At 69.5% G+C, this 25,358-nt stretch carries 30 protein-coding genes and 1 tRNA gene; 28 read left to right on the top strand and 3 right to left on the bottom strand.

Going from position 1 to position 25,358, the window contains the following annotated elements; genetic code table 11:
• The first annotated feature begins 23 nt into the window (after positions 1–23).
• Positions 24–947, top strand: a complete 924-nt coding sequence (locus tag MZC64_RS09560) for a hypothetical protein (RefSeq protein WP_247762902.1) — start codon at positions 24–26, stop codon at positions 945–947.
• 128 nt (positions 948–1,075) lie between these two features.
• Positions 1,076–1,996 carry a hypothetical protein gene (locus tag MZC64_RS09555; protein ID WP_247762900.1) on the top strand — a complete coding sequence of 307 codons (921 nt, stop codon included), beginning with the start codon at positions 1,076–1,078 and terminating at the stop codon, positions 1,994–1,996.
• On the opposite strand, the gene MZC64_RS09550 is transcribed toward MZC64_RS09555, so the two are convergent.
• Positions 1,977–2,672: a tRNA-dependent cyclodipeptide synthase gene (locus MZC64_RS09550; protein ID WP_247762893.1), complete on the bottom strand. Its 696-nt coding sequence runs from the start codon at positions 2,670–2,672 to the stop codon at positions 1,977–1,979. The genes MZC64_RS09555 and MZC64_RS09550 overlap by 20 nt on opposite strands.
• A 169-nt stretch (positions 2,673–2,841) precedes the next feature.
• Here MZC64_RS09550 and MZC64_RS09545 point away from each other — a divergent pair, with 169 nt between their 5' ends.
• The 8 genes from MZC64_RS09545 (at position 2,842) to MZC64_RS09510 (ending at position 11,098) form a co-directional block, all read left to right on the top strand.
• Complete coding sequence (locus tag MZC64_RS09545) at positions 2,842–4,194, top strand: cytosine permease (protein ID WP_247762891.1); 1,353 nt, start codon at positions 2,842–2,844, stop codon at positions 4,192–4,194.
• Positions 4,182–4,535 (top strand): rhodanese-like domain-containing protein, encoded by a 354-nt coding sequence (locus MZC64_RS09540; RefSeq protein WP_247762889.1) that lies wholly within the window; start codon positions 4,182–4,184, stop codon positions 4,533–4,535. Before MZC64_RS09545 ends, MZC64_RS09540 begins: the two co-directional genes overlap by 13 nt.
• A complete protein-coding gene (locus MZC64_RS09535; RefSeq protein ID WP_247762887.1) occupies positions 4,535–5,920 on the top strand; it encodes a M1 family aminopeptidase in 1,386 nt (461 codons plus the stop codon). Before MZC64_RS09540 ends, MZC64_RS09535 begins: the two co-directional genes overlap by 1 nt.
• Before the next feature lie 29 nt (positions 5,921–5,949).
• A complete protein-coding gene (locus tag MZC64_RS09530; RefSeq protein WP_247762885.1) occupies positions 5,950–6,414 on the top strand; it encodes a co-chaperone YbbN in 465 nt (154 codons plus the stop codon).
• Between the two features lie 112 nt (positions 6,415–6,526).
• Positions 6,527–6,602: transfer RNA gene (locus MZC64_RS09525), tRNA-Arg, on the top strand.
• A gap of 89 nt (positions 6,603–6,691) precedes the next feature.
• Positions 6,692–8,482 (top strand): tyrosine-type recombinase/integrase, encoded by a 1,791-nt coding sequence (locus MZC64_RS09520; RefSeq protein ID WP_247797695.1) that lies wholly within the window; start codon positions 6,692–6,694, stop codon positions 8,480–8,482.
• A gap of 517 nt (positions 8,483–8,999) precedes the next feature.
• Positions 9,000–9,677, top strand: coding sequence for a hypothetical protein (locus MZC64_RS09515; RefSeq protein ID WP_247797694.1), 678 nt, complete (start codon positions 9,000–9,002; stop codon positions 9,675–9,677).
• A gap of 569 nt (positions 9,678–10,246) precedes the next feature.
• On the top strand, positions 10,247–11,098 hold the full coding sequence (locus MZC64_RS09510) for an inositol monophosphatase family protein (RefSeq protein ID WP_247797693.1): 852 nt from the start codon (positions 10,247–10,249) through the stop codon (positions 11,096–11,098).
• 1 nt (position 11,099) lies between these two features.
• Here the strand turns inward: MZC64_RS09510 and MZC64_RS09505 are convergent, their stop codons facing one another.
• On the bottom strand, positions 11,100–13,607 hold the full coding sequence (locus MZC64_RS09505) for a tetratricopeptide repeat protein (protein ID WP_247797692.1): 2,508 nt from the start codon (positions 13,605–13,607) through the stop codon (positions 11,100–11,102).
• Positions 13,608–13,838: 231 nt separating this feature from the next.
• The gene (locus MZC64_RS09500) at positions 13,839–14,261 is read right to left on the bottom strand and encodes a GntR family transcriptional regulator (RefSeq protein ID WP_247797691.1); all 423 of its coding nucleotides are present in this window, start codon (positions 14,259–14,261) and stop codon (positions 13,839–13,841) included.
• Between the two features lie 127 nt (positions 14,262–14,388).
• Here MZC64_RS09500 and MZC64_RS09495 point away from each other — a divergent pair, with 127 nt between their 5' ends.
• The 18 genes from MZC64_RS09495 to MZC64_RS09410 all read left to right on the top strand — a co-directional run bounded on the left by MZC64_RS09495 (position 14,389) and on the right by MZC64_RS09410 (position 25,351).
• Positions 14,389–14,640: a helix-turn-helix domain-containing protein gene (locus MZC64_RS09495; protein ID WP_247797690.1), complete on the top strand. Its 252-nt coding sequence runs from the start codon at positions 14,389–14,391 to the stop codon at positions 14,638–14,640.
• Positions 14,640–14,999: a WhiB family transcriptional regulator gene (locus MZC64_RS09490; protein WP_247797689.1), complete on the top strand. Its 360-nt coding sequence runs from the start codon at positions 14,640–14,642 to the stop codon at positions 14,997–14,999. The genes MZC64_RS09495 and MZC64_RS09490 overlap by 1 nt, the downstream gene beginning before the upstream one ends.
• The gene (locus tag MZC64_RS09485) at positions 14,996–15,349 is read left to right on the top strand and encodes a hypothetical protein (protein WP_247797688.1); all 354 of its coding nucleotides are present in this window, start codon (positions 14,996–14,998) and stop codon (positions 15,347–15,349) included. The genes MZC64_RS09490 and MZC64_RS09485 overlap by 4 nt, the downstream gene beginning before the upstream one ends.
• Entirely contained in the window at positions 15,349–15,708 is a 360-nt protein-coding gene (locus MZC64_RS09480) for a hypothetical protein (RefSeq protein WP_247797687.1), read from the top strand. Before MZC64_RS09485 ends, MZC64_RS09480 begins: the two co-directional genes overlap by 1 nt.
• Positions 15,708–15,983: a class R serpentine receptor gene (locus tag MZC64_RS09475; RefSeq protein WP_247797686.1), complete on the top strand. Its 276-nt coding sequence runs from the start codon at positions 15,708–15,710 to the stop codon at positions 15,981–15,983. Before MZC64_RS09480 ends, MZC64_RS09475 begins: the two co-directional genes overlap by 1 nt.
• The gene (locus MZC64_RS09470) at positions 15,980–16,258 is read left to right on the top strand and encodes a hypothetical protein (protein WP_247797685.1); all 279 of its coding nucleotides are present in this window, start codon (positions 15,980–15,982) and stop codon (positions 16,256–16,258) included. Before MZC64_RS09475 ends, MZC64_RS09470 begins: the two co-directional genes overlap by 4 nt.
• Complete coding sequence (locus tag MZC64_RS09465) at positions 16,255–17,424, top strand: DUF2637 domain-containing protein (protein WP_247797684.1); 1,170 nt, start codon at positions 16,255–16,257, stop codon at positions 17,422–17,424. The genes MZC64_RS09470 and MZC64_RS09465 overlap by 4 nt, the downstream gene beginning before the upstream one ends.
• Before the next feature lie 67 nt (positions 17,425–17,491).
• On the top strand, positions 17,492–17,797 hold the full coding sequence (locus MZC64_RS09460; RefSeq protein WP_247797683.1) for a hypothetical protein: 306 nt from the start codon (positions 17,492–17,494) through the stop codon (positions 17,795–17,797).
• Between the two features lie 47 nt (positions 17,798–17,844).
• Entirely contained in the window at positions 17,845–18,222 is a 378-nt protein-coding gene (locus MZC64_RS09455) for a hypothetical protein (RefSeq protein ID WP_247797682.1), read from the top strand.
• Positions 18,223–18,278: 56 nt separating this feature from the next.
• On the top strand, positions 18,279–20,267 hold the full coding sequence (locus MZC64_RS09450; RefSeq protein ID WP_247797681.1) for a hypothetical protein: 1,989 nt from the start codon (positions 18,279–18,281) through the stop codon (positions 20,265–20,267).
• Positions 20,268–20,454: 187 nt separating this feature from the next.
• The gene (locus MZC64_RS09445; RefSeq protein ID WP_247797680.1) at positions 20,455–20,997 is read left to right on the top strand and encodes a Pycsar system effector family protein; all 543 of its coding nucleotides are present in this window, start codon (positions 20,455–20,457) and stop codon (positions 20,995–20,997) included.
• An 8-nt stretch (positions 20,998–21,005) separates the two neighbouring features.
• Positions 21,006–21,974, top strand: a complete 969-nt coding sequence (locus tag MZC64_RS09440) for a hypothetical protein (protein ID WP_247797679.1) — start codon at positions 21,006–21,008, stop codon at positions 21,972–21,974.
• A gap of 3 nt (positions 21,975–21,977) precedes the next feature.
• Positions 21,978–22,547 (top strand): hypothetical protein, encoded by a 570-nt coding sequence (locus tag MZC64_RS09435; RefSeq protein ID WP_247797678.1) that lies wholly within the window; start codon positions 21,978–21,980, stop codon positions 22,545–22,547.
• Between the two features lie 38 nt (positions 22,548–22,585).
• The gene (locus tag MZC64_RS09430; protein WP_247797677.1) at positions 22,586–23,032 is read left to right on the top strand and encodes a hypothetical protein; all 447 of its coding nucleotides are present in this window, start codon (positions 22,586–22,588) and stop codon (positions 23,030–23,032) included.
• Positions 23,025–23,867, top strand: a complete 843-nt coding sequence (locus tag MZC64_RS09425; protein ID WP_247797676.1) for a hypothetical protein — start codon at positions 23,025–23,027, stop codon at positions 23,865–23,867. The genes MZC64_RS09430 and MZC64_RS09425 overlap by 8 nt, the downstream gene beginning before the upstream one ends.
• Before the next feature lie 52 nt (positions 23,868–23,919).
• The gene (locus MZC64_RS09420; protein ID WP_247797675.1) at positions 23,920–24,270 is read left to right on the top strand and encodes a hypothetical protein; all 351 of its coding nucleotides are present in this window, start codon (positions 23,920–23,922) and stop codon (positions 24,268–24,270) included.
• A gap of 77 nt (positions 24,271–24,347) precedes the next feature.
• Positions 24,348–25,172 (top strand): hypothetical protein, encoded by an 825-nt coding sequence (locus MZC64_RS09415; RefSeq protein ID WP_247797674.1) that lies wholly within the window; start codon positions 24,348–24,350, stop codon positions 25,170–25,172.
• Complete coding sequence (locus tag MZC64_RS09410; RefSeq protein ID WP_247797673.1) at positions 25,172–25,351, top strand: hypothetical protein; 180 nt, start codon at positions 25,172–25,174, stop codon at positions 25,349–25,351. The genes MZC64_RS09415 and MZC64_RS09410 overlap by 1 nt, the downstream gene beginning before the upstream one ends.
• The last annotated feature ends 7 nt before the right edge of the window (positions 25,352–25,358 follow it).

The raw sequence follows: 25,358 nt of genomic DNA, 5'->3' as shown, positions 1-25,358 counted from the left end.
CGTTGTCTGCCACCATCGGCGGTGTGCGGAAATCGGAGATGGCGTCGAGCGGACTGCATGAGGCCCTGCGCACCGGTCCGTTCGAGCACGCATTGCGGCTGGCGATCCAGGCCAGCGGGCTGACCCTGGCCCGGATCAGGGCCAGGATGGCCGAGCGCGGCATGCCGGTCGGTCTGGCCACGTTGAGCTACTGGCAGCGTGGCCGGAGCAGACCGCGCTCGGCCGCGCTGGTGCGCGCGCTGGAGGAGGTCGTCGGGGTGCCCCAGGGCGCCCTGCAGGCCCTGCTCAGCCCGGCCCGGCAGCAGCAGCCCGCGCCGGAACGGCCCTGGTACGCGGTGACGCCCCGGCAGGTGTGCGCGAACGCCGAGACGGTGCAGCGGCTGCTGGTGGAGCTGGCCAACCCCTTCGACGGGCAGCTCATCGCGCTGAGCGTGCACGAGCACCTCGCACTGGCCCCCGGGCGCGGCATCGACGCGCTGGACTTGCAGATACTGCGGCAGGCCAGGATCGACGGGGTGGACCGGGACGCGGTGATCGCGGCCTGCGAGCCGGGCGAGCTGCCAGTGCGTTGGCGCAGCGAGCGGACCAGGCTGGGCCGGGTGGCCACTGATCACCAGGCCGGGGTGATGGTGGTGGAGGCCCGCTTCCCGCACCCACTGCGCCGCGGGGAGAACCTGCTGGTGGACACGGTCTTCGAGTTCACCGGACGCGGCCCGGCCTGCACCGCTTGGGGCGGCGGGTTCCGGGCGGGCGCGCAGACCTACTGCCTGACCGTGCGGTTCCCCGCCGGTGATCCACCGGCCAGGGTGTGGCGGGTGTTCCGGCCGGACAACAGCTCGCCGACAGTGGATGTCGGGGACATTCAGGTTGATGGGAACCTTGTTGCCCATTTCATCGACTTCGACCTGCCGCCCGGCTATTACGGCATGCGCTGGTGCTGGAACTGACTTCGAGTCAACTGAAAACAGACTGAAACTGAAAATATTGTGAAATCCCTACACCCATGGTGGGGTGCTCTTCTCGACACCAGTTTTCAACAATGGCGCACATCAAGCAGGCGGCGGACGGGGGAACCATGACAGCGGCGACGGTGCCAGAGGAACTGACCGCGGCGCTGCGCTCCGGCCCGTTCCATCACGCCCTGTACCTGGCCATCCAGCTCAGCGGCCTTACCCTGCAACGGATCCAGGTCCGGCTGGCCGATCGCGGGCACCGGGTGAGCCTGGCCAGCCTGAGCTACTGGCAACGCGGGCAGAGCCGCCCGCACCGGCACGCCTCGCTGCGGGTGCTGCGCGAGCTGGAGGAGGTGCTGGAGCTGCCGCCGCGGGCCCTGCTGGCCCTGCTGGACCGCCCGGCGCCGGAACCGCCCGCGCCGCCGGTGCACCCGCTGGTGCTGCGCGGCCGCCGTGGCGCGCCGATCTCCGGCCGCCGGCTGCCACACCCCGCCGATGCCATCGTGCCGCTGAGCGTGCACGAGCACTGGACGGTCGGGCCGGACCGGGCGGTGCGCTCGATGCGGGTGCGGGCGGTGCTGCAGGCCATGGTCGACGGCGTGGACCGGCACCTGGTGCGGCTGGCCGCACCCGCGGGTGCATTGCCCAATCGCTGGCAGAGCGACACCTGCCGGCTGGGCCGGATCCACACCGACCCGGACGGCGGCGGGGTGCTCGCCGAACTGCGCTTCGACCGGCCGCTGCGGCAGACCGAGACCTGCCTGGCCGACTACGAGCTGGGCTACCGGCCGGAGGAGGCGCTGGTGACCAGTTGCGAGCGCCGGTTCCTGCTGGGCTGCCGGGAGTACCGGCTGACCGTGGCCTTCGATCCGCGGGCCACCCCGGCCAAGGTGTGGCGGGTGCATCGCGCCGCCGCGCACCCGGCCGGCCGGGACGGCCAGCGGGAGGCGACCGAGCTGCGCCTGGGCGCGCGCAACGAGGCGCAGCTCGTCGGTTTCGACCTCGGACCGGGCGGGCACGGCATCAGCTGGCTGTGGCGCTGACCAGTTCGCCGACCGGGGTGACCACCAGGAACCCTTGTCCCGCAGCGGGTTTCCAGCTCAGCTCGCGCCGGTAGAAGCGTTCCAGGAAGGCCACCCGCTGGTGGTAGACGAACACCGAGGCCCGGCGGCCGACGATGCCGGTGGTGCCGGCGAACAGCGGCAACTCGGCCAGGAAGTAACGCACCGCCTTGGCCAGCTGCTCGGGGCTGGGCCGCTGGCCGTCCGGTAACTTGCGGTCGAGCACCCAGTGGCTGGCCTGCAGGCAGGCCGAGCGGAACTCCTCGTCGACGCGGTAGAGCTGCTCGCCGTGCGCCAGCTGCCGCTGGTATTCCGGGTTGTGCTCCAGCGTGGCCGAGTCCAGGATCAGCGCGCCCGGGTCTGGCACACCCAGTTCGGCCAGTGCCTTGTGGATCTTGTTGTAGACGTAGCAGCCCTGCCGCCGCGCCTTGGACCGCGCCTTGCTCGGGGAATAGCCGAGGGCCTCCAGGGTGTAAACCGATGGCCCGTCGGGCACAAAGAAGTGGCAACTCGGGAACGTCCGCACCGCCCAGGCGGCGAGTTCGTTGATGCGTTCCGGAGTGAAATATCCGTTAAACGGGCTAATACCTACACAGGCATGTTCTGCCTCGATCACCGAAGCCGGACAGCTTTCCACCAGCGGGTTCACCACATACATCGCGCGCTCCGTTCGTTGAGGTTTCCACTACGTGCTGACCTCTTCGTACGTCGGAGCAAACCCGCACGTCAACGCGTTGTGAACGCCTGAAATTCAGTTCAAGGCACCTCGAAAAGCACCCCCCAGAAGTAGGGTGCAATCGAATGCCGAAATGCACAGACTTTTTGGCATGAGCGGAACAGCGAACGCGGTGGGCCGCGACGACTACTCCCTTACCCGGGTACCGGAGTCAGCCCGCCAGCCGTGGTTTTCCATCGCCGTGCAGCGATTTGGCCAGATTGCCTCTTTCCACCAGTTCCTGCTGGGCGCGGTACTCGGATTCGGGATGACGTTCTGGAACGCGGTGCTGGCCATCACGCTGGGCGCGGCGATCATGGAGGTGATCACCGTCCTGCTCGGCGTGGCCGGGATGCGGGAGGGGCTGTCCACCTCGGTGCTGACCCGCTGGTCCGGGTTCGGGCACCGCGGTTCGGCACTGGTCGGGCTGCTGATGACGATCAGCCTGGCCGGCTGGTTCGGCGTGCAGAACGGCGCGTTCGCCCAGGGCCTGCGCAACCTGCTCGGCGGGCCGCCGCTGTGGGCCTGGTCGCTGATCGGCGGACTGCTGGTGACCGCGATCGTGGTCTTCGGCATCCACGGCATGGCCTGGACCGCCTACCTGACCGTGCCGGCCTTCCTGCTGCTCAGCGGCTACGCGATCTGGGACGGCCTGCGCCTGCACTCGCTGAGCGAGCTGATGAGCGCGGCGCCACCGGGTCCGGCGCTGTCGCTGGCCGCGGGCACCACGCTGGTCTCCGGCGCGTTCATCATGGGCGCGATCATGACCCCGGACCTGACCAGGTTCAACCGCAGCACCGGCGACGTGGTCAAGCAGACCGTGCTCAGCGTGACCCTCGGCGAGTTCGTGATCGGGCTGATCGGGGTGCTGCTGGCACACGCGGCCAAGACCTCCGACGTGGTGCACATCATCACCTCGTCCTCGGGCTTCCTCGGCACGCTGATCCTGGTCGCGGCCATCCTCAAGGTCAACGACTGGAACCTGTACTGCGCCTCGCTCGGCCTGGTGAACACCATCGACGTGCTGCTGGGCAGGCGCACCAACCGGATCGCCGCCACGATCGGGCTCGGGCTGCTCGGCTCGGTGCTGTCCGCGCTGGGGATTCTCGACCAGTTCCAGGGATTCCTGACCTGGATCGGGGTGATCAGCCCGCCGATCGCCGGGATCGTGATCGCCGAGTACTTCCTGGTTCGCACCTGGCGCCGGGACCTGGAGGAGTCCCGGGCCCGGGGCGAGTTGCCCGCCACCGCGCCGGACTGGGTGCCCGCGGCCGCTGCCTGCTGGGTGCTCGGCGCGGTGGCGGGCGCGTTGCTGCCCTTCGGGATCCCCACCCTCACCTCGGTGCTGGCGGCCTTCTTCGGCTACCTGCTGCTGGGCCGCCTCGGCCTGACCCGCGGGCTCGGCAGCGTGCCGACCGCGCGCACCGCACCGTCCACAAAGGAGGAAGCACCGTGTTGCCCCTGATCAGTCGCGCCGAGCTGGAAACCGAACTGGCGCAAGGCAAAGTCGTCGTGGTGGACACCATGCCGGTGGCCTACTACGAGCGGGAGCACCTGCCGGGCGCGGTGAACATCCCCGGCTTCCCGTACGAGCAGGCCGCCGACTTCACCGACGAGTACGCGCCGAAGGTGTTGCCGGACAAGGATGTCGCGGTCGTCGTGTACTGCGCGAACGTGCCCTGCCGCAACAGCGAGTTCGTCGGGCAGCGGCTGTTGCAGCTCGGCTACGCCAACGTGCGCAAGTACCGCGAGGGCATCGAGGACTGGGCGGGCGCCGGCCTGTCCACCGAGCGGGCGGTGGCCTGATGCGCAAGCTCAGCCTGGCGCTCGGCGCCCTGGTCAGCACGCTCGCTCTGGGTGCGGGCACGGCACTGGCCGCCCCCGAACCGGGCAAGGACGGCGCCGGTGACCCGTACTACCCCACCGACGGCAACGGCGGCTACGACGTCAGCGCGTACGACGTGAAGCTGTCCTACGACCCGGCCACCCGCGGCCTGGACGCCATCGCCAAGATCACCGCGAAGACCACCCAGGAGCTGAGCCGGTTCAACCTGGACCTGCGCGGCCTGAAGGTCAGCTCGGTCAAGGTCAACGGCCAGCCCGCCAAGTTCACCCGCACCGGCGAGCACGAACTGGTGATCACCCCGGCCAGTCCGCTGGCCAAGGACGCCGAGATCGTCGTCGAGGTCGCCTACTGCGGGCAGCCGCAACCGGTCCGGCACCCGGTCACCGGCCTCGGCGGCTGGCGCGGCACCCCCTCGGGCGGCGTGATCGCCGCGGGCGCCCCGCATTCGGCGAGCACCTGGTTCCCGGTCAACGAGACCCCGATGGACAAGGCCACCTTCACCGTCACCACCACCACGCCGGAGGGCTGGCACAGCGTCTCCAACGGAACCCGGAACAAACCCAGCACCAGCAACGGAAAAACGACCACCACCTGGACCGCCACCGATCCGGTGTCCCCGCACCTGATCATGCTGGGCATCGACAAGTGGACCTTCCAAGAGTCCACAGTGGACAGCACGTCGGTGCTCTCCGCGTTCGCACCCGGCAGCAACGGGAAAGCGTTGGCGGACAAGCTGCCCGAGGTGCTGAAGTTCCTCAACGGCAAGCTCGGCGACTACCACTTCGGCACCGTCGGCAGCGTGCACCTGGCCGACAACCTGCCGTACCAGGTGGGCAGTCAGACCCGCCCGGTGCTGGGCCGCAACGCCGACCTCAACGCGCTCATCCGCACCCTGGCCGCGCAGTGGTGGGGCGGGTCGATGTCGGTGGAGAACTGGGCCGACACCTGCACGCACGAGTGTTTCGCGAACTACCTGAGCTGGATGTGGGCCGAGGCCAAGGAGAACAAGGACCTGGACGCCCACTACCGCAAGCTCGTCGAGTCGGTCAGAGGCAACGCCGCCTTCTGGTCCCGCAAACTCGCCGATCCGGGCCGCGGCAAGGAGTTCAGCGCGATCTACGACAAGGGCGCGCTGTTCGTGCACGCCCTGCGCCGCAAGATCGGCGAACGCGCGTTCGCCACGGTCCTGTCCAACTTCCCGACCATAAACCAGGGCTGGAACCAGGGCTGGCACGACCTGGAGCTGTACCTGGAGGCCGAGGCGCAGATGGACCTCAAGGAGTTCCTGGCGGCCTGGTCGCACGGCACCGCCATCCCGGCGGACAAACACCTCTTCCCCGCCTGATGTCCCACCATTGATCGAAAGGAACCACCATGCGCAAGACCCGTTTCGCCGCCGCACTGGCCGCGGCCGCCCTGGCCACGGCCGCCCTCGCCGGCACCGCCACCGCCGCGCCCAGCAGCGTGGAAACCTCCGGCGTCCGCGCCGAGGAGAACATCGTCCACGTGACCAGCGCCAACTACGACCAGGTGATGGAGACCTCCAAGCAGAAGCTGGTCATCATGGACTTCGGCGCCACCTGGTGTCCTCCGTGCCAGAAGATGAAGCCGGTCATCGAGAAGATGGCCAAGGAGAACGGCGGCAAGTGGGTGCTCGCCGAGGTCGACGCGGACGAGTCCAAGGCGATCCTGGACAAGCACAACATCAAGTACCTGCCGACCCTCCAGGGCATCCGCAACGCCAAGGACCTGCCCGACTCCCGCAAGATCGGTTACGGCGGCGCCAACGCCGAGCGCGACCTGAAGAACTGGATCAACGCCCAGCTCGCCAAGGGCTGAGTGCCGGGTGCCCGGAGGGGACGTGGGTGCGATCTCCGCCACCCCTCCGGGCTCAGCCCGATCCACCGAGGACAAGCCGCCGCCCACCCGCTAGGCTGGCCTAGCTTGTCCCGGCCTCGTAGCTCAGGGGATAGAGCACCGCTCTCCTAAAGCGGGTGTCGCAGGTTCGAATCCTGCCGGGGCCACCATCTCTCACCAGCACAAATGCTGGCCAGCAAGATCGCAGCCCGGTCCGCGTGACACGGCCTGTGACACGAGCCGCTCGTATCGTGGCCTCATGACGCGTGCCGCACGAGGGAAGCGTCGGCAGCGCGGAAGCATCGACACCCTGCCGAGCGGAGCACTCCGCGTCCGCGTCTACGCGGGCGTCGACCCGGTGACCAAGGGCCGCCACGACCTGATCGAGATCATCCCGGCGGGCCCGAAGGCGGCCGACCTCGCCGAGAAGGCCCGCACCCGCCTGCTGGCCGAGGTCGACGAGCGCCGCAACCCCCGGACCAGCGCCACGGTCAGCCAGCTGCTCGACAAGTACCTCGGCAACATCGATGTCGGACGCACCACCCTGACCCGGTATCGCCAGGTCGCCGACCTCCACATCCGCCCCCTGATCGGCAAGGAGAAGGTCGGCGCCGTCGACGTCGACATGCTCGACTCCCTCTACGCCGAACTCCGCCGCTGCCGCATCCACTGCAAGAAGAAGCGCTTCACCGAGCACCGCACCAAGCGCAAGCACGACTGTGACGAGCGGTGTGGTCCGCACAAGTGCAACCCGCTCGCCGGGGACACCGTCCGCAAGGCCCACTTCCTCCTCAGCGGCGCCTTCGGCAAGGCGGTGCGCTGGAAGTGGGTGAGCGTGAACCCGGTCGACCACGCCGAGCCGCCGGCCGCCGCCAGGCCGAACCCGCAGCCCCCGTCCGCGGAGGAGGCCGCCGCCCTGCTCAACCGGGCCTGGCTGGACGATCCGGGCTGGGGAGCGCTGGTCTGGCTGTCCATGACCACCGGCTCCCGGCGCGGCGAGGTCTGTGCCCTGCGCTGGCGGCACATCGACCTCGTCAACGCCGTGGTGCACATGGAAAAGGCCATCGCCAGCGACGGCAGCGAGATCTTCGAGAAGGACACCAAGACACATCAGGACCGCCGCATCGCCCTGGACTCCGAAACCGTCGCCGTCCTCACCGACCAGTGGGAGCGCTGCGTCGCCCTGGCCGCGGCCCTCGGCATCGAACTCAGCAAGGACGCCTTCGTGTTCTCCCCGGTGCCGGACGGATCCGAACCACCCAAACCCGTGACGGTCAGCCAGCGGTACCGGCGCCTCGCCGAGCGCCTCGGCATCGACACCTCGCTCAAGGAGCTGCGGCACTACTCCGCCACGGAACTCATCTCCGCCGGCGTCGACGTCCGCACCGTCGCGGGCCGCCTCGGCCATGCCGGAGGCGGCTCGACCACGCTGCGGGTCTACGCCGCCTGGGTCTCCGAAGCCGACCAGCGCGCGGCGGGCAAGCTCCTCAACCGCATGCCCGCCCGGCCGGTGCCCACATCAGCCGCGAACCGTGTGCAGCGCGAGCTGTGCTCCCCGTACGAGAAGCTCGCCGTCAAGCTGCGCGAGCAGATCGTGGACGGCACGTTCCCCGCGCACACTCCCCTGCCGAGCACCAAGCAGCTCGCCGCCGACAACGGGTTCGCGATCAGCACCGCCCACCGCGCGATCACCTTGCTCAAAGAGTGGGGCCTGGTCGAAGGAAGCCGCGGCCGCCGCATCACCGTGCGCACCATCGAGCGTGCGGCCTCTCCTCCATCTGCTCCAGTGCTGGCCGAACTTGAGCTGCGCGAGGACGACGAGCGGCCCGGGGTGGAGTTCGCCGAGTTGGAGATCCGACGCGATGACGTCGTGGTCCGCAGACTCACCGCCGAGGTGGACCTGCTCGACCACCAGCAGCTCAAGCGCCTGCTCATCAACGCTGTCCGCCGTTCCGGCGGCGACGAGTCGGAACTCGACAGGTACGAGATGGACATCCGGCGTTTCGGCCACGAGCCGGTGCTCACCACCTTCATCGCGGCTGCTGGCTGACTAGGCCAGAGCCAGGCGCTAGAGCTGACCAGGGCCGGTCCCGGCCATGCACGGCGCGGGGCGCGACAAAAGGTCGCACCCCGAAGAAACGGCGGCAAGGCCGCCGCAAGATGGGCCTTACCGGCCCATACAACCATGACAGCGTTCATGGGGTCAGAGGGCTTTCTTTGCTGCTCAGAGCGGGTGCCCGACGGTCGATGCGGCGGGAGTTTCCCACACTTTTCAGACGGCGCTGTGGGGCCTCGCGCGGCGCAAATGCGCGGCCTATCCCGCCTGGATCCTCAGCGGCCGTGCCGAGGCAGCTCCGGCCCCGGACGACTGCGGGGAGGACTGGCACCGGTCGGGCAGGATCCGGTTCACCGCGCCCACAGTGGGCCATCCTCGATGGTCGGCCCGGCGCACCTTCTCGACCAGGTCTTTTGCTGAAAATGAAACCCAAGGTATCCCCGTGAGCGGGGATACCATAGTGCAAATGGGCGGGGTGGGGTCCTGTTAACCGAGCGCACGGGAGAAGCGCGTGGACCACACCGAACAGCTACTCAATGCCATGGCCTCGTGGGTGCAGACCAGCTCCGAGCAGACAGATTTCGCTGCCACGCCGGAGCTGGCCGCAGTTCGAGCAGCTGGCCTGTTGCGAACGCTGGTCTCTGAACTCGCGGACAAGGAACTCGGCCATAGGATCGCGGCGGCCCGAAGGCGACGGCCGTGCGGCCACACCTGGAAGCAGATCGGCACCGAACTCGGCGTCAGCGGCCAGGCTGCGGGCAAGTACGTGCGGCAACGTGGCCTGCACGTCAGCCGCGTCGTCCCAGGTCGAAAAGAGACTGCACGACGAAAGCAGCACGAGAAACTCGTTCGGGAAGCACAATCCCAGGCTGGGCAAACATGGTGGGGGCGGCCGATCCGCCGCACCATGGACAAGGACGGCACCGTGGAATTCAGACCCGCCCGCCGCAGTCGAACCGACACCATCACCGCGATCTGGGTTCGGGATGGCCGGATCGGCGTTGAGGTCGCCCGGGAGGAAGGCCAGCGCAACGTGGCTGCTCCGCGCGGGGAGAGGCGAGGAACGCCCCACCGCATTGACGGAGGTTGGATTCCGGGCAGCGCGGGCCGCGGCGCCGGGCACCAAGACCTCCGTGGCGAAATCCCACCCGCCCTGGCAGGGCCTCGATATCGGCCAGCGGGACGGTAGGTCGCTGGCACACAAGCGCTTGATGGAAAACAAACCCCGCCAGAGCTATGAGCACTGCGGTATCTCTCCGGCGACATGAGCCTGAAGTTCGCCAGCGACAAACCCGAAACCAAAGAAGGTAACGCGCCGAACGTCCTCTGGTCGCAAAATATGGTCACTGGGCGCACTTGTTTGACAACCGACTGTCGTGCGGCGGTTCTGTCGAAAACCTGCGTGTGAGTGCGTGATTTGAGTGTTTGCATACGATATTGTTGATCCTTGAGATTGCTGAAGTGGCCACAGAGGACAACCTGGAGCACTCTTGGACAACAGTGGGTAGCGGTGAGGAACTCCAGAGTCACAATGGCCACCGAGTGTTACGTGGCGAATACTCGACCGAGAATGAAGGCGCGCCGGACAACCAGGGGCCGGTCGAACCTTCACCTGCTGAATTGACGCGCAAAGTCGACGACCTGCTCCTCCGGGTAGATCGGCTGATCGGGATGGTCGAATCCTTGCGGAGACGCGGGGAATGACCAGCGGGAGCAAGGCCCTCGCGAGGATGTCCACGGCTCCGTAGGATCGAGCGAGTGGATGTTGGTGCGCTGTGGGATGACCTTCAGGACACGCTGACCCCGCTGCTGGGCAGCTTCCGGGCTCGGCTCGATGATCTGGACGTCTCGACCAAGGCCGACCAGACCTTGCTGTCCGAGGCTGACCTCGCCGTTCAGGAGCACATCGTCGCGAAGATCCTGGCCGCGGACCCGGGCGCGCACATCGTCGCCGAGGAGGGCCGGCAGACGCTGGAGAGCGTCGGCTCCACAACTTCCAACCGCACCTGGATCATCGACCCGATCGACGGCACCGCACAGTTCGTCCGGCCGGATCAAGTCGAGTTCTGCAGTGTGGTCTGCCTGCTCGACCAGCGGCGGCCAGTCGCCGCGTTCGTGTTGGCGCCTGAGCTAGGTCCGGAGCGCAGCTCAGTACGCGTCTCCGTGGACGAAGCTGGCGGCCCCATCGCGGTGAACGGCCGGGTGGCCGCGGCTCGATCAGCCACGGAGCCGCTTCGGGCGTCGGTGACCCGGAGTTCCGGTGTTCCACCGCGCCCGTGGGAACAGCCGCTCCTCGATGCGGGTTTCGAACTCAAGACCCGGACCACCTCCCAGACCCTGGACATGGTCAGGACCTGCGTCGACATCTCCTCGCACACGGAGCCCGTGCTCACCCCGTTCGCTCTCTTCTACCGGCCAAACCAGAAGGTCTGGGACGGCGCGGCGGGCATGTGCCTCGCCCAGGCCGGCGGCCTGCGGGTGCTGGACCGCAACGGCATCGACCGGCCGATCATCGATCTGGACTTTTCCGTCCTGGAGCCCCAGTTCCCCAGCACCCTGGTCACGCTGCGGAGCCTGCCGACGGAGATCGTGGCGGCCTTCGCCGAATGAGCTACGCGTCGCTGTCCAAGCGCGACAGCCAGCTGGCGACCACCTTGGCCTCGGGATCGTCGACGCCGAGCGGCCGGCGGGTCAGCAGGTCGTATGCCTCGACCAGAGAGTGCCGCCCGGCGGCGCCATCACCGAGTTCGTCCTGAACCCGGCCGCGAGCAGCAAGCGCTCGCGCCCTGCTGACCGGATCGTTGACATCCTGCAGGAAAGCCTCGACGCACTCGTTGTAGAAGCCCACCGCGGAGCCGAGCTGCCCTTGGTCGCGGTGCAGGTCGGCCAGGCGGCGGAGCGAGAAGCCCTTCAGACGGCCGTGGCGCGCCCGGCCTTGGTCGTTGAGCAGCCCGCCGTAGGCGAGGCTCGCGCGGAAGCACTGCTCGGCTTCCCCGAACTGGCCGTTGATCGCGTAGGCCATGCCGAGGGCAAGGCGCAGTGACGCGAGGCCGTTCTCATTGCCCAGCTCGGCGTAGACCTCCTCCGCCGCCTGGTACGCCTCGATCGCCTTTCGGATGGTCCTGCCGGGCGCGGTCGGATCCACTTCGAGCCGGTAGGCATCCGCGAGTTCGCGCAGCGTGGTGCCTTCACCAGCACGATCCTGGCGACGTCCGTGTTCCAGGTACTCGGCGTGGTAGAGGTCCCGGCTGCGTTCGAGCAGAGAGATCGCCTGGTCACAGGCTTCAGGCGGAGCTGGCCGGGCGTCATCTTCGTCTCGCAGCCGTTCCTGCTCCGCGAGCACACCGATCATGGCCAGGCGGCCGCGGTTGCGCAGCGATCTGGCGCGGTCGCTGCGGGCAGTCGCCATCCGGCTCGCGATCTCTTCGACGCGGTGCCAGTCGGCCAGGTGGCTGCCGATCTCCAGGAAGTAGAACAGGCTGGTGGCCAAGCGCGGCGTGAGTTCCAGTTCGGCCTCGGCCGCGGCTTGAACGAGTGCGACCAGGTTCGCGTGCTCGGCGGCGAACCACCCGGTCGGCGAGCTGGCCGCATCGACCGCCTCGACCCCCGCCGGGTCGCGTTCGCGCCAGCTGCGGAGGTAGTCCGCGTCGACCATCGGGTTGTTGTGGTTCTGGCGGTCGAACGCGTGGTTGACGCAGCCGTAGTACGCGTGAACTAGGCGGTCCAGTGCCACCCGGGAGTCCGAAGTGGACTCCTGTTGTTCAAGTAGTTCCTTGGCGTACAAGCGAAGCAAGTCGTGCATGCCGACACGCCCGTTCGCCCCGGTCACCAGGAACCGGCGCCGCAACAGGTCGATCTGCTCCGCCGCCATGTCGATGTCGACGCCCACGAGCGCCGCGATGGTGAACGGCTCGGCGGTGTGTCCAGCTGCCGGGTGCAGGCTCAGCAGGCGGAACATCCGCTGGGCGTCCTCCGGCAAGCCCCGGTAGGACCACGAGAACACCGCGCGCACGTTGGTCCGCGGGTCGTCCGGGTTGCCAAGCCGCCGTAGCCGCCGGCGTTCGTCGGCGAGCTGCCGAACCAGCGCGGCCACCGACACGTCCGGGTCCGCTGCCGCCCGGCTGCCCGCTACGCGCAGGGCGAGGGGGAGGTAGGCGCAGAGCTTGGCCAGCGCGGCGGCCGCCGGTTCATCGGCGTCCACTCGTTCGCCGATCACCTTGCGCAGCAACGCTTTGGCTTCCGTCGGCGACAGCAGGCCGAGGCTCATGGGGCTGGCACCTTCCGCGAGAAGCCCGTCCAGGCGGTCCCTGCTCGTCACGATCACGAAGCACGACTCCGTGGCGGGCAACAACGGTCGGACCTGGTCGGCGGTGACGGCGTTGTCGAGCACCAGCAGCATCCGCTTCCCGGCGATCCTGCTCCGGAAGAGCGACACCCTAGCGTCGAGCCCATCTGGGACGCGGTCGACACCCCAGACGTCCTTGAGCCAGTCGGCCAGCACCTCGCTGGGGGACAAGGGCTTCTCGTCCGGGGCGTAGCCACGCAGGTCCCGGAACAGCTGACCGTCCGGGAACTGGGGGCTCGCCGTGTGCGACCAGTGCAGGACCAGCCCGGTCTTGCCGACTCCGGCCATGCCGGACACCACGACCATTCCGGTGGCGTGCTGGGGCAGAGTTCCCTGTACGGCAAGCAGATTGGCCAGCAACCGCACCTCGTGTTCCCGGCCGGTGAAGTGGGTCGGTGCCGGTCCTAGCTGCCGCGGGACCTGGTGACCATTCCCGCCGCTCGGTTTGGCTCGTTCCAGTTCTTCGGTCAGGCGACTGTGCTCCGCCTTCCAGAAGGCGGGGTCGGTGGTCACCGACACTGGCCGCCGGCGTTCCCTGGCTGCCGTGTGGCACACGCCGACCCAGGCCGCGACGAGGCTCCAGTCCGGCGCCTTCCGGATCTTCACGCCGCGCTCGATCTCGTTGGCCCGCCCCGGGCTGAGGGTCCGGCCCTGCAATGCCAGGTTCATCCGGTCCGAGAACTCGCCCAAGGGGAGCCCGGCGTCCTCACGGAGCTGCTTCAACCCGGCGCAGAACCGGACGAGGACCTCGCGTTCCTCTGGAGCAACACCCATCACTTGTTCCTCAGCGTTCGACGTGGGTTCGACGCTCTACGTCACAGCGCGGCCCTGACCTGCATGTTCGCCTTGCCGTTGGTCGAGTCCGTTCGACGTTTGGTCCTCTGTGGCCGGAACCAGACCACAGTCGACGCATGGCACAAGAACACTCCCGCTGGCGGGACCAGGCATCGACCGATACGTCTCTACTCAAAGCGATCGACCGGCTGGGCGAACGGGTTGAGCGGCTCATTGCTGCGCAGCTGGCGGCTCGCCGCCCGACTCGATGATGTCCATCCGCCGGGCGAGTTCCTCAAGACGGGACTCGATTGCAGTCGCCTCCCGGCCGAGAACCTTCTCGCGCAGGTCCTCCAGCTCGGCTCGAATCGCCCGCAACTCGGTCAGCAGTTCGTCGCCAGTGTGCTCCGCCTCGGACGCGGGAACCTCGCGGACGAAGGTGCCGCGGCCAGCTGTTGAGACCAGGATGCCCTCGCGCTGGAGGTCCCGAACCGCTGTGTGCACGGTCAGTTCGGCCACGCTGTATTCCTTGGCGAGCGCTCGAAGCGAAGGGATCTTCTGGCCAGCGGGGAACTCGCCGCCGGTGATCCGCTTCCGGAGGCATTCCGCGAGCTGCACGTTTAGGGGACGAGCGTCTTCCGGGTTCAGTGCCACGCATCAAGCGTAGCCAGGGTGTCCTGGGCGCACTAGGGCACATCAGTCACACCACTTGACGTCCATCTGCACTTGTGGCACCTTAATGCACATCAGGCACCACAAATGCTGATGATCGGAGAGACCAGTGAGGAAGTTCCAGGTGAAGCCGGGGGAGGCTACGGCCCCGCGGTTCCTGAGCGTCGAGGACACGGCGAACCTGCTCGGCATGTCCGCGATGACCCTGTACCGCGCGATCAAGGCGAAGGAGTTCCCGGCCATCCGCGTCCGCGGCCGGTTGATCGTGCCTGTGAAGGCCATCGACGAGATGACCGATTCCGCGCTCAAGAACAACACTGTGGTCGACGCGGCGGACTGGGTCGCGGGCGAGGTGGCGTGATGTTCCAGCCGCCCACTTCATTTCACAAGCGGCACTTCCGCCGGATACGACGCCTCATGGGCGTTGCTGGCCGGAAGCTCCAGGCTCGGGTCGAGCAGGCCGAGAATCGGCCGTGCGTCGGCGTCCCGACCGAAGAGTTCTTCCCTGGCGCGCTGGAGACCGGCCTGGGGCGCCCGGAGGTGCTGCAGCAGCGGCTCAAGGTACGAGGGCTGTGCGCCGGATGCCCGGTACAGGACGAGTGTCTGGCCGGCGCCTTGCAGCGCGGTGAGCGGTACGGCGGCTGGGGCGGCCTCGCGCAGCCCGACTACCGGCAGCTGCTCCGGCTGTGGCAGGCCGAAAACGCTGGGGAGGTCGCGTGATGTTCACGCTGATCACTCGTGCCACCGTGGTGTGCGATACCTGCGGAAACCAGCACACCGACGAAGTCGATGGCCCGCCACAGTCCTCCGAACAGATTCTGCGCGCGGTGACCCTGGTCAACGGCTGGCAGCAGCGGCCCAACGGCCTGCTGTGGTGCTCCAACTGTGTGGCCCAGGCACTGTGCGGAACCTACGGGCACGACTGGTGCCAGTGGATCTCCTGCCGCTGCAAGGGAAACAAGCCCAAGCACACCGTCGCGGAAGACGGAGCCTGCGGCTCGGACCACCGGTACTGCCGTCGCGGCCTGCACTACGAGGCACGACCGCGAATGCTGGCGGAGGTGGCGTGATGCTGACGGTGACCTTGTGCGTGATCGCGACCTGCGACACCTGCGGCGATCAGCCGGCTTTCCCCGCCGGGGACGCCCACTTCACCACCGAGTCCACCGCGCTGACCGTCCTGTCCGCGCTCGGCTGGAGCCTCACCCCGACCGGCACGCTGGCCTGCCCGGCCTGCGCCGCCCGGCCGGTGTGCGCGACCCGCGGGCACCTGTGGGCGCCATGGCGTCCGTGCTGGTGCCGCGGCAAGTCCCTGCCCCACACCACCCCGGGCCGCCCGGCAGTGTGCGGGGAGGAACGCCGCTGGTGCGCCCGCTGTGACCACGGCGAAACCCGTGGTCCGGGCCTGGCCGTCAAGGCGGTGGCCTGATGAGCACGCCCAACGCTGATCTCACGCCTCTGCGGCGGGTGGGACAGCTGGTCCGGCCCTCGCTGTTCGCGGTGGCGATGTTCGTGCTGGCCTGGTGGCTGATGACCGAGGTGTCGGGCTGGTTCGGCTTCCTCGCCCTGGCTGCGGTGATCTACCAGGTGTGCGTGTGGCGCTGGTGGAAGCACCAGACGCGCATGGCCTGGCACTGGCACCGCCATGGCCCGAACCAGTGCGGTCAGAACTGCCCGCTCTGGTCAGGGAGGTGGTCGCGATGACCACGCCGTTTCGCGGTGCCTTCGCCCCGCTGCGCTGGCTGTTCCAGCTGCTCCAGCTCTCCGCCATCCCGGCCCTGGTGCTCGGGTTGACGTGGTGGCTGGTGACCCCGGCCAGCTCCTGGTTCGCCCCGATCGCCCTCGTGGTCGGCCTCTACCAGCTGTTCGTCTTCTACGTCTGGGTCAACGCGGTGCGCGGGCAGGTCCGCTCGCTGAGCCGTGGCCCGCACGTCATCCGCGGTGAACGGCACCGCCGATCGCGAAGGAGGAAGCGGTGAGCACCTACGTCGACTACAAGGCCCAGCGCACCACCGCCGCCGCCAACGCCGCCGTCCAGCTGACCGAGGCCCAGACCCGCCAGGTGCAGGTCCAGGCCCAGATCGCCCAGGACACCCAGGACCGGGCCGCCAAGCGCAAGGCCGCGGCCGCCCAGCAGCGGTGGCTGGCCACCCAGGACCGCCGCCAGGCCCGCCAGGTCGCGGTGCGGCGGATGTGGGCCGGGCTGCGCGAGGGCGCGGTGGCCAACATCGGGTTCCTGCTCGGGCTGGTCGCGATGGGCGCCCCGATCGTGCTGGCCTGGGCCGGGCAGGCCGAATCGGCCGCGAAGACGCTGCAGTTCGGGGCGTTGGGCCTGCTGATGCCGGTCGTGGTCGAGGGCGCGACCTGGTACACCGCCTACCTGACCCACAAGGCGGTCAAGGCCGGCCACCCAGCTGGGCTGCTGCGCGCCATGACGTGGGTGTTCGCCTTCGTCGCCGCCGGGCTCAACCTGTGGCACGGCCTGGCCGAGAACAACGCGGCCAAGGGTGTCGGCCTGGCTCTGGCGTCGCTGTTCGGGCCGGTGTTGTGGGAGCTGACGGTGATCTCCCGCCAGCAGGAGGTCTCCGGGCGCAGCGGGGCGCAGTTGCGCATCGCCCTGTGGCGCCGGATCCGCTACCCGAGGCTGTCCTGGTCCGCGGCCAGCATCGCCGCCGCCCGGGGTGAGGGGGTTACCGCCGAGGCCGCGTGGGAAGCGGCGTGGATGGACCGTTTCGGGGTCGGCCCGGCCGCCTCCCTGCGGGACCGGCGACTCGGGAAAGCGATCGTGCGGGCCGCGCGTAAGGCTGACCGTAAGGCGGCTTCGGGCGGGGCGTACATGATCGTGGGCGGGGTCATCCTGCGCACCGACCTGACCCGGCTGGCCAGGGTGTCCACCGTGGACTCCGGTACGGGTTACCCCGCGATCGTCCAGCAGGAACTCTCCCCGGGCACCGCCGATCTGCTGACCCGGACCCGGGCGGCGATCACGGCGCGGGAGCTGCCGGTAACCCCCTCGGCCAAGGCCATCCAGAAGCACCTGGGCGGGGGCATGGACCTGGCCCGCGAAGTCCGCGACATCCTCGCCGCCCAAGCACCGGAGGTAACCCCACTCCCGACGTACTCCCCACGGCCAGCAGTGGCCTGATCCACCGCACGATCACCGTCCATTCCGGACACCAACACCACCCGCACCACCTTCTCGGAGGACAGCCATGCCCGAAACCGCCACCACCGCCATCCCGACACCGACCGAACTGCTGGAGCAGGCCGCCACGGCCCTGGGGTGGGCGGCCAACTACGACCGCTTCCGGGACCGGATCCGCAAGCACGCCTGGCTCTACGAGCGCCTGGCCCGGATCGTGCACCGCGGCCAGGCCGACGAGCGCTTCGTGGCCCAGGCGGTGGACCTGCTGCGCGGCGAGTCGATGTTCTGGTGCCCGGCCAAGGCCGCCAAGCGGCTGGAGCTGGCCGAGAGCTACGTCGACCTGGCTTCTGCCTCCTACACCATCCGCAACTAGTCCTGACCCGACAACAGTCCACTGTGTACTGAAAGGAACTGATTCCCTTGACCAGCAAGCCTTTCACCCTCGGCGACGTCGAGCTGTACTCGGCGAAAGCGCTGCGGGACTACTGCGCCAACGCCCGGGGGCTGATCCGCCCGCTGCACCACGAGCTACTCATCTCCGCCGAGGAACTGGAGGCCGCCCTGGCCTCAGCTCCCGGTGGGCACTGGGCCGCGATGGGCATCGACCAGAAGGTGCGCGCCCGCCTGGTGGCCAAGCACCTGCGCCACGCCGCCGAGGGTGTGGAACTGGTGTGCGCCAACGTGATCCGCACCTACCAGAGCTACCGCAAGCACTTCCAGCCCGGCGTTCCGGCTGCCCGGAGGAAGCCGATGTTCATCCACGACGACGGCCCCGGCGACGGCGGCTACGCCGCCTGACCTGCCCGGCCTCCGCAGGCCGGTGACCTGGACGAATCCGCAGAAAGGAGCAGGAGATGAGCAGGAAGAACTGGGCCCGCCGTGGGCTCACCAGCGTCACCGGCGTGACCGAGGCCGACCGCTCCCGCGCGGCGACCTACCTGCCGCCGTGGGCGGTCGGCCTGGGCCTGTACCCGGTCTCGCTGCTCTCGCACTGGATGGCCTCGGACCCGGCCGCGCTGCCCTGGGTATCGGCTGGGATGACCCTGGCCGGCGGCGCGCTGACCGGGGTGACCTGGCTGGCCGCCTCAGCAAGGGCGCAGGTCACGCGCCTGCATTCCACCTTCACCACCGGGCTGGCCTCGTTCTGGTTCACCGCGGCCACCATCGCCGACCCGACCGAACCGGTGCTGTGGGGCAGCTGGGCCCTCGCGGCGCCCGCAGTGGCGCTGTCCTGGAACATCCGGCACCTACTGCGCAACTCCGGGAACGACAACGGTGCAGGTGGGGGCCTGTTCGAGAAGGTCAAGCTGGCCGGGGTGCAGGCCAAGCAGATCGACGTCGCCCCCGGTCGGGTCACCGCTCAGCTGCAGCTCCCCGCGGGGGAGATGACCGTGGCCGACGTGCAGGGTGCGACCGGGCAGATGGCCTCGGCGATGCGCCTGCCGGCCAGCAGCGTGCGCATCGCCCCCAACCCCGATGACGCCTCGCAGGCCACGATGACCATCGTCCCGGTCGACTTGTTGCGTCATCCCCGCCCTTACCCCGGGCCGTCGGCGCCGGGCGGCTCGATCACCGAACCGCTGGTGGTCGGCACCTACGAGGACGGCCGTCCGCAGCGCATCTACCTGCCCGGATGCAAGGCCACCCACCGCAACGCCACCCACTACATCGTCCAGGGCGCCAGCGGCTCCGGGAAGTCTCACGGGGCGAAGCTGGCCTGGACGGAGATCCTGACCCGGCGCGACGTGAACCTGGTGGTGCTGGACCCGTCCAAGGGCGAGCAGACGGTGAAGTTCCTGGACACGCACACCCCGATCGTGCTGGGCAAGAACCGCTGCGCCGACGTCATGACCCGGGTCACCGGGCTGATCACCGACCGCGCCACCAAGCTCGGCCGCTGGGGCCTGGACGAGTGGACCGAGGAGGCCTTCACCCGCCACGGCATGCCCTACCTGGTCATTTGGGTAGAGGAGTCGCCGAAGGTCCTGGAGGACGCCAAGACGCTGACCACCATCGCCCAGGAGGCCCGCTCGGCCGGAATCTCCCTGGTCCTGAGCTTGCAGAAAGCCTCGTTCCGGCAGATGAACACCGACATCCGTTCCCAGCTCGGCGGGGTCTGGTGCTTCGGCGTCAACCAGCTGGAAGACGCGACCTTCACCCTCTCCGACGAGCTGATCGAGGCCGGGGCCAACCCCGCCCAGTGGAAGAACCGCAAGCCCGGCGCCAACTACCTGGAAGCGCCCGGCTTCGACGAGGAGCTGTTCACCATCCCGGCGCGCACCTTCGCCGCCGCCAACCCCGAGCTGGTGCAGGTCCTTGAGGCCACCGCGCACCTGCGGGCCCCGCTGCACCCGGATGTGGCCAAGCACCTGGGCCTGTCCATCACCAGCGCACACGGCACCGCCGCGACCTCCCAGGGAGGCAACCCCATGGAGCTGTCGGACACCTTCACTCCGCACATCGACCCGCTCGACGGCGAGCTGAGCGATGAGGAGGAGAACACCCCGCTGACCGGACCCGCCAACCACGAACCAGACCTGGAAACCGTCGACCTGGACGCCGAACTGCCCGAAGCCGAGGAGGCCGAGTTCGGCCGGCCGCGCCCGACCCGGGAGGAGGTCCGCAAGTTCATGGCCGACCGCATCACCCAGCTGCTGAATGAGGGCCAGACCCGGATCACCACGCGGGACTTCCACGACCCGGAGCGCTACCTGGGCCGCACCCGCGGCTGGGTCTCCGGGGAGCTGGCCCGCCTCGCCGCCCAGGGCCAGCTGCGCGACGTCGGCGAGGACAACCGCGCCACCGTCTACGAGATCCCCGCCCGCGAAGCTGACGCAGCGTAGCCATAGGGGCCGATGCGGGCCTGTGTCTGACGTCAGACGTCAGACGCGCCCGCACCCCCGCCCAATGCGCGCGCGGGCGCGGGCGCGCGCGAAACGAGTTTCATAACAGTGTTCTGACGTTAGGCCGGAGCCGTCCGGCCTGGTTCCGCACACCCTCAATCAACTACCCAGAGTTACGGAGAATGTGATGTCCAGTCCGATCCACGTGATCACCGACCTGCACAGCGAACCGACCACCGCCCCCTCCACCACCGCGGCGCCGGACCCGGCCAGGGCCCTGGCCACCGAGCTGGCCGAGGCACTGGACGGCGTGCGTGCCGAGCACGGGCGGGCCGATGCCAAGGCCGGGCAGCTGCTGGTGGTCTTCGGCGCCGTGCTGGCCGGGACCATCGCGCTGACCCGCGCTGAGGTCTCCGGCTTCGCCACCGTCCTGCTGTCCCTGGCGCTGCTCCCGGCCACCGCCGCAGTCGCCCTGTTGCTGTGGGTGCTGCTGCCCCGGATCACCGCCGGCGGGCACGGCTTCCCCCGCTGGGCGCTGTTCACCGGTGAGAACACCGAGCACCTGGCCGCCGATTTCGCCGCGGCCCGCCACCACGCCGACCGGGTCCTGCCGCCACTGCTGGCCACCCAGTCCGCCCTGGCCGTGGCCAAGTACCGCCACATCCGGCGCGCGGTGTTCCTGCTCCTGGCCGCCCTGCCGCTGATCGCGCTCGCGGTCCTGGCCGCGTGAACCCGCCGATGCCCACCGCTGAAGAGGAGTTCGCCGTCATGCTCACCGCCACCGACTACCGGTTCACCCGCGAGGACTTCCCGACTCCCGACCTCGCCCTGCGCCGCCCCGACGGCACCCAGCCCCACCGCGCCCACACCTTCGCTGAGGAGCAGGCCCAGGCCGCCACCGTGGCCCTGGGCATCCTGTCCCGGCAGTTCACCGACTACCCGAGCCTGGACTCGCGGGTGAGGTTCCTGCGCTCGATGCACCGCACCCTGTCCGACACCTGGTGGGCCGGGCTGGCCCGCCGCACCGACCCACGCCACACCGTTGGCCCGCGCCCCGGGCCGGAGCGCTTCGCCACCCCGATCACCGATGCCGACCCCAACTACGACCGGCTCGGCCACGTGGGCCGCCGCACGTACAAGGCCACCTGGGATGAGGCCACCCGCACCTACACCGGCGGGATCCCGACCCCGGCCAGCCGGATCCTGGCCCGCTACGGCGAACTCGCCCTCCTGCGCTTCGAGCTGGAAGCCCCGGGCGAGGACGTGCTGTTCAACGAGGTCGTCCTGCCGGATGGCGCCTGGTGTGTGGGCAACCGGCTGCTGCGCGGGCACGCCGCCCAGGCTGCCGCGCAGGAGCTGGCTGCCCGCCTGGCCGCCCGGGGCCTGCCCGCCGCCCGGGTGGAGACCGGCGGCGAGCCGATCTTCACCGCCACCGCGACCGCGGCCGACCGGGAGCTGATGTTCACCGCCGCACTGGAGTTGCTGGCCGACACCGAGCACCCCCAAGCCCGCACGAACTGGGTCCGCGCCGCCTACCTGCTGTATCAGGCACCGCGGACCAAACGCGACAGCGACGCGGTCACCCGCGTGTTCCTGGCCGCCACCAGCGTCCTGCTCACCGGCCAGGTCATCGGCCTGCCCCAGGACATCGACCTGCGCGGCTACGTCATGGGCCAGTCCGCCTTCCTCATCAACGCCCTGGTCTGACCCATGACCACCACCGGTCGCACCGACCTCGCCGAGGAGCCCGCCGTGCCCGCACCTGCCACACCCGCACTGACCATCAAGCAGCGCATGGACCGCGAACATCTGCTGGCCTGCGCCCACGAGGCCGGGCACGCCGTGCTGATGGCCGTCTACAACCTGCCGATCACCGAGGCCGTGGCCAAGGCCGTGCACCCGGTGTTCGGTGCGCCGCGGGCCTACGGCTACGTCACCGAGGACTGCGGCCCGGGTGAGGACATGATCCCGGCCGAGGTCATCGACGAGCACATCGTGACCTACCTGGCCGGTGCCGAAGCCCAGGCCCGATGGATGCACCTAGCCGAGGAGTGGGACCTGGCCGCGGCCCGCTGCGAGGCCATCAGCAGCCACGCCGGGCACGACTACCAGGTCGCCCGCCGCTACGCCCGCAGCAGCGATCACAGCTTCGGCCAGCTCCAGGCCCGCACCGCCGCGCTGGTGGCCCGCCACTGGGGCGCCATCACCCGTGTCGCGGCCGAGTTGCACCACCGCAAGCGGCTGACCGGCCCGCAAATCCTCCACCTCATCGGCCGCTGAACCCCGACCCCACATTCCGCTCTGGAAGGACCACCTTCATGCCCACCATCACCAAGGCCACGCCCCGCGCCGAACGCTCCCGCCTGCTCCTGGAGGCCACCCGCGACGTTCTGGCCTGGCTGGACGAACGCGACCCGCTGATCCAGGTCGCCGACTTCAGGGTCGACTCCTATTGCCACGGCCCCGGATTCGCTGTCGAGGTCACCCTCACCTCCACCTTGGCCCAGCTGCCCGCGGTCGTGGCGGAGCTTCCCCGGGCCACCGTGACCCTGCGCGCCGCCGACAACATGGTCGTCGTGGCCATCGCCGGGGCCACCCCGGCCGGGAGCCCGATCCGGCTCAACGCCTACCTGCACGGCAAGGAAGCCGCTGCGCTGGCTGAGACCACCGGCCTCAACTTCCCGCCCCGGCACGAGCGGTCCCCGATCACCACCGACACCCTCGCCGCCGCGGCCAGTGCCACCGGTCAGGCCAGCGATGCCTGACTCCGACCGCCCCGACCAGCCCCGCCCGCAGGAAGGCCCGTCGTCGATGACCTTGCCCACCGCCGCGCTGCGCACCGCCCTGGACCACCTCAACACCGGGCTGCGCCTGCTCTCCACCCGACACCTGGCCCACCCGCCGGCCGATCTGGCCGAGGCCGCAGAGCACCTGTGCTACCTGGTGCGCACCACCGGCCGCCTGTTCGGCCAGCACGCCGATGAGGCTGCCTTCCTGCTCAGCCGCCGCGACGCCGACACAGCTGCCTACAGCCGAGCGCTCCTGCACCCGGTGCAGCGGGTGCAGGAGACCGCGCAGCAGCTGCGCGCCGAAAACAGCAAGACCTTCCACGTTCTGACCTCCGGCGGGGACATCTACCGCCGACTCGACTGGGACCGCCGCAACGGCTACCTGGAGCGGTTCGCCCCGTTCCCGGCCGACCTGCGGCTGCACCTGGAACGCACCGACCGGCCCTCACCGGCCACCCGGCAGGCCGTCGGCGCCCTGGCCTCGGCCGAGGACGCCGGTCACGTGGCCACCGGCAACTACGGCCACACACGCCCACCGGCCAAGGTCTCCCAGTCCATGCACGAGATGGCCGAGGTCTACCGCGCCGCCGGGCAGATCGCCGAGCTGATGCAGCAGTGCGCCTGGCATCCCGACTGGTCCGGCCGCAACGACGCAGGCACCTTGGCCAGCCACCTGAGCTGGGTCCGGCAGTACTGGCACCAGGCCAAGACCGGCCTGGGCGTGCAGGCCAAGGCCGCCACCGAGCACTCCGCCGCCCTGCTGCACCTGGGCCGCGCCCTCCCGGAACTGAAGACCCACTTCTGGGGCTGAGCGCCCGCCCTTCTCGCCCGTCCCCGTCGACTGCAAAGGACACCGAACACCCATGAGCCGCTATCTCGACGCCGCCGAATCCGCCTACAGCGCGATGACCGAGCTGGCCCGCCACGGCGTGCGCAGGGAAAAGCCGATCGACCTGGCCGAGGGCACCAACCTGCTCACCGACCTGATCAAGGTCACCAACGAGCTGGCCTGCGCGATGCGCAACACCGCCCACAACACCCGCTTCGGCCGCCAGACCCGCCCGGACCCCGAGGTCGATGAGCTGCTGGCCGGACTGGACTCCCAGTTCACCGCCTGCATCAACCGCGGCCGCGCCCTGGCCAAAGCCTGGGGCCAGGTCCGCGGCCAGTTCTACGAGATCGACGCCACCGCCCCCACCACCTTCCGCATCTAGCCCAGCTTCGGGCGGGCACCCGCCGGCCAGCAGCGTCCGGGTGCCCGCCCGACCCCACCACCTTCTTGGAGAACCTGATGTCCAGCACGCTGATCCCGGTCACCATCCACCGTGGCCTGTCCACCCGCCCGCCAGTGGCCGTGCACGGCGAACCCACCGCCCACCCCGCGCTGGTGATCGTGCCGATGGTCGGCACCACCGCCCGCTACACCGGCACCTGGCGCGTCCTGCACACCCCCAGCGGCCGCATGCTCACCGCCCCGAACCACCTGCCCATCGGCTACATCCGCCACCTCGGGCAGCTGCTGGCGACCTCCGGCATCGACTGGTCCCGCCCGGCTGCGGACCTGCGGGACGATCTGGCCGCCCAACGGCTGTGCCGCCAGAGCCTGGAGGAAGCCGAAGCCGCCAGCGCTGCCGGAGAAATCCCCGGCCCGACCGCGGAGTCCAGCTGGCGGCTGTTGCCGCCGCTGTGGCGCATCCTCACCCCCGAGGGCACCGTGCGCGGCGACCTCGACGAGCTGCCCGCGGTCTTCGCCACCTACGAGCAGGCCGCCGCCGCGCTGGCCGACTGGGACCAGCTCCACCACAAGATCCTGGCCACCGCCCGCATCCAGCGCTGGGACCCGCCCCCGGACGCCGAGCTGCCGAACTACCTCATCGCCCGCGATACCCAGCCCAGCTGGCAGCTGCGCTGCATCTCCCCGGTCTGCCCCGCCCGCAGCGACACCGGCCACGCCGAGGTCCTGTCCTTCCACTACCCCGACCGGGCCCTGGTCGAGATGGAAGCCCTCGCCGGGCTGTGGCGCCCGGCCGGGCCCCGCCGCTGGGCGTGCCCGTGGTGCGCCGACGAATTCGCCCTCAACACCCCCGCCCACCTCGATGCGATCTGGAGCTGCTGATGACCACCACACCCACCCCGAACAACCCGCTGGCCGCCACCCCCGCCGTGCTGGCCGCGATCGGTGCCGAACGCGCCGCGATCGCCGAACGGGTCCGCGCGGCCGGAGACGGAGCGACCGCGCTGATGCAGGCGTTGCGCTGCAACGGAACCAACGCCCGCCGCCTACTGGCCAGCTGACCCCCGC

The sequence above is a fragment of the Crossiella sp. S99.2 genome, from assembly GCF_023094165.1.
GTDB lineage: Bacteria > Actinomycetota > Actinomycetes > Mycobacteriales > Pseudonocardiaceae > Crossiella.
Note: the sequence above shows the minus strand (reverse complement) of the source record. Positions and strands in the feature narration are given on the sequence as shown.

Bases quoted from the DNA above. Each gene is read 5' to 3' on its own strand.
- MZC64_RS09555 (WP_247762900.1), top strand. From the start codon at position 1,076: ATGACAGCGGCGACGGTGCCAGAGGAACTGACCGCGGCGCTGCGCTCC.
- MZC64_RS09550 (WP_247762893.1), bottom strand. From the start codon at position 2,672: ATGTATGTGGTGAACCCGCTGGTGGAAAGCTGTCCGGCTTCGGTGATC.
- MZC64_RS09545 (WP_247762891.1), top strand. From the start codon at position 2,842: ATGAGCGGAACAGCGAACGCGGTGGGCCGCGACGACTACTCCCTTACC.
- MZC64_RS09535 (WP_247762887.1), top strand. From the start codon at position 4,535: ATGCGCAAGCTCAGCCTGGCGCTCGGCGCCCTGGTCAGCACGCTCGCT.
- MZC64_RS09530 (WP_247762885.1), top strand. From the start codon at position 5,950: ATGCGCAAGACCCGTTTCGCCGCCGCACTGGCCGCGGCCGCCCTGGCC.
- MZC64_RS09520 (WP_247797695.1), top strand. From the start codon at position 6,692: ATGACGCGTGCCGCACGAGGGAAGCGTCGGCAGCGCGGAAGCATCGAC.
- MZC64_RS09505 (WP_247797692.1), bottom strand. From the start codon at position 13,607: ATGGGTGTTGCTCCAGAGGAACGCGAGGTCCTCGTCCGGTTCTGCGCC.
- MZC64_RS09490 (WP_247797689.1), top strand. From the start codon at position 14,640: ATGTTCCAGCCGCCCACTTCATTTCACAAGCGGCACTTCCGCCGGATA.
- MZC64_RS09480 (WP_247797687.1), top strand. From the start codon at position 15,349: ATGCTGACGGTGACCTTGTGCGTGATCGCGACCTGCGACACCTGCGGC.
- MZC64_RS09475 (WP_247797686.1), top strand. From the start codon at position 15,708: ATGAGCACGCCCAACGCTGATCTCACGCCTCTGCGGCGGGTGGGACAG.
- MZC64_RS09470 (WP_247797685.1), top strand. From the start codon at position 15,980: ATGACCACGCCGTTTCGCGGTGCCTTCGCCCCGCTGCGCTGGCTGTTC.
- MZC64_RS09460 (WP_247797683.1), top strand. From the start codon at position 17,492: ATGCCCGAAACCGCCACCACCGCCATCCCGACACCGACCGAACTGCTG.
- MZC64_RS09450 (WP_247797681.1), top strand. From the start codon at position 18,279: ATGAGCAGGAAGAACTGGGCCCGCCGTGGGCTCACCAGCGTCACCGGC.
- MZC64_RS09445 (WP_247797680.1), top strand. From the start codon at position 20,455: ATGTCCAGTCCGATCCACGTGATCACCGACCTGCACAGCGAACCGACC.
- MZC64_RS09440 (WP_247797679.1), top strand. From the start codon at position 21,006: ATGCCCACCGCTGAAGAGGAGTTCGCCGTCATGCTCACCGCCACCGAC.
- MZC64_RS09435 (WP_247797678.1), top strand. From the start codon at position 21,978: ATGACCACCACCGGTCGCACCGACCTCGCCGAGGAGCCCGCCGTGCCC.
- MZC64_RS09430 (WP_247797677.1), top strand. From the start codon at position 22,586: ATGCCCACCATCACCAAGGCCACGCCCCGCGCCGAACGCTCCCGCCTG.
- MZC64_RS09425 (WP_247797676.1), top strand. From the start codon at position 23,025: ATGCCTGACTCCGACCGCCCCGACCAGCCCCGCCCGCAGGAAGGCCCG.
- MZC64_RS09420 (WP_247797675.1), top strand. From the start codon at position 23,920: ATGAGCCGCTATCTCGACGCCGCCGAATCCGCCTACAGCGCGATGACC.
- MZC64_RS09415 (WP_247797674.1), top strand. From the start codon at position 24,348: ATGTCCAGCACGCTGATCCCGGTCACCATCCACCGTGGCCTGTCCACC.
- MZC64_RS09410 (WP_247797673.1), top strand. From the start codon at position 25,172: ATGACCACCACACCCACCCCGAACAACCCGCTGGCCGCCACCCCCGCC.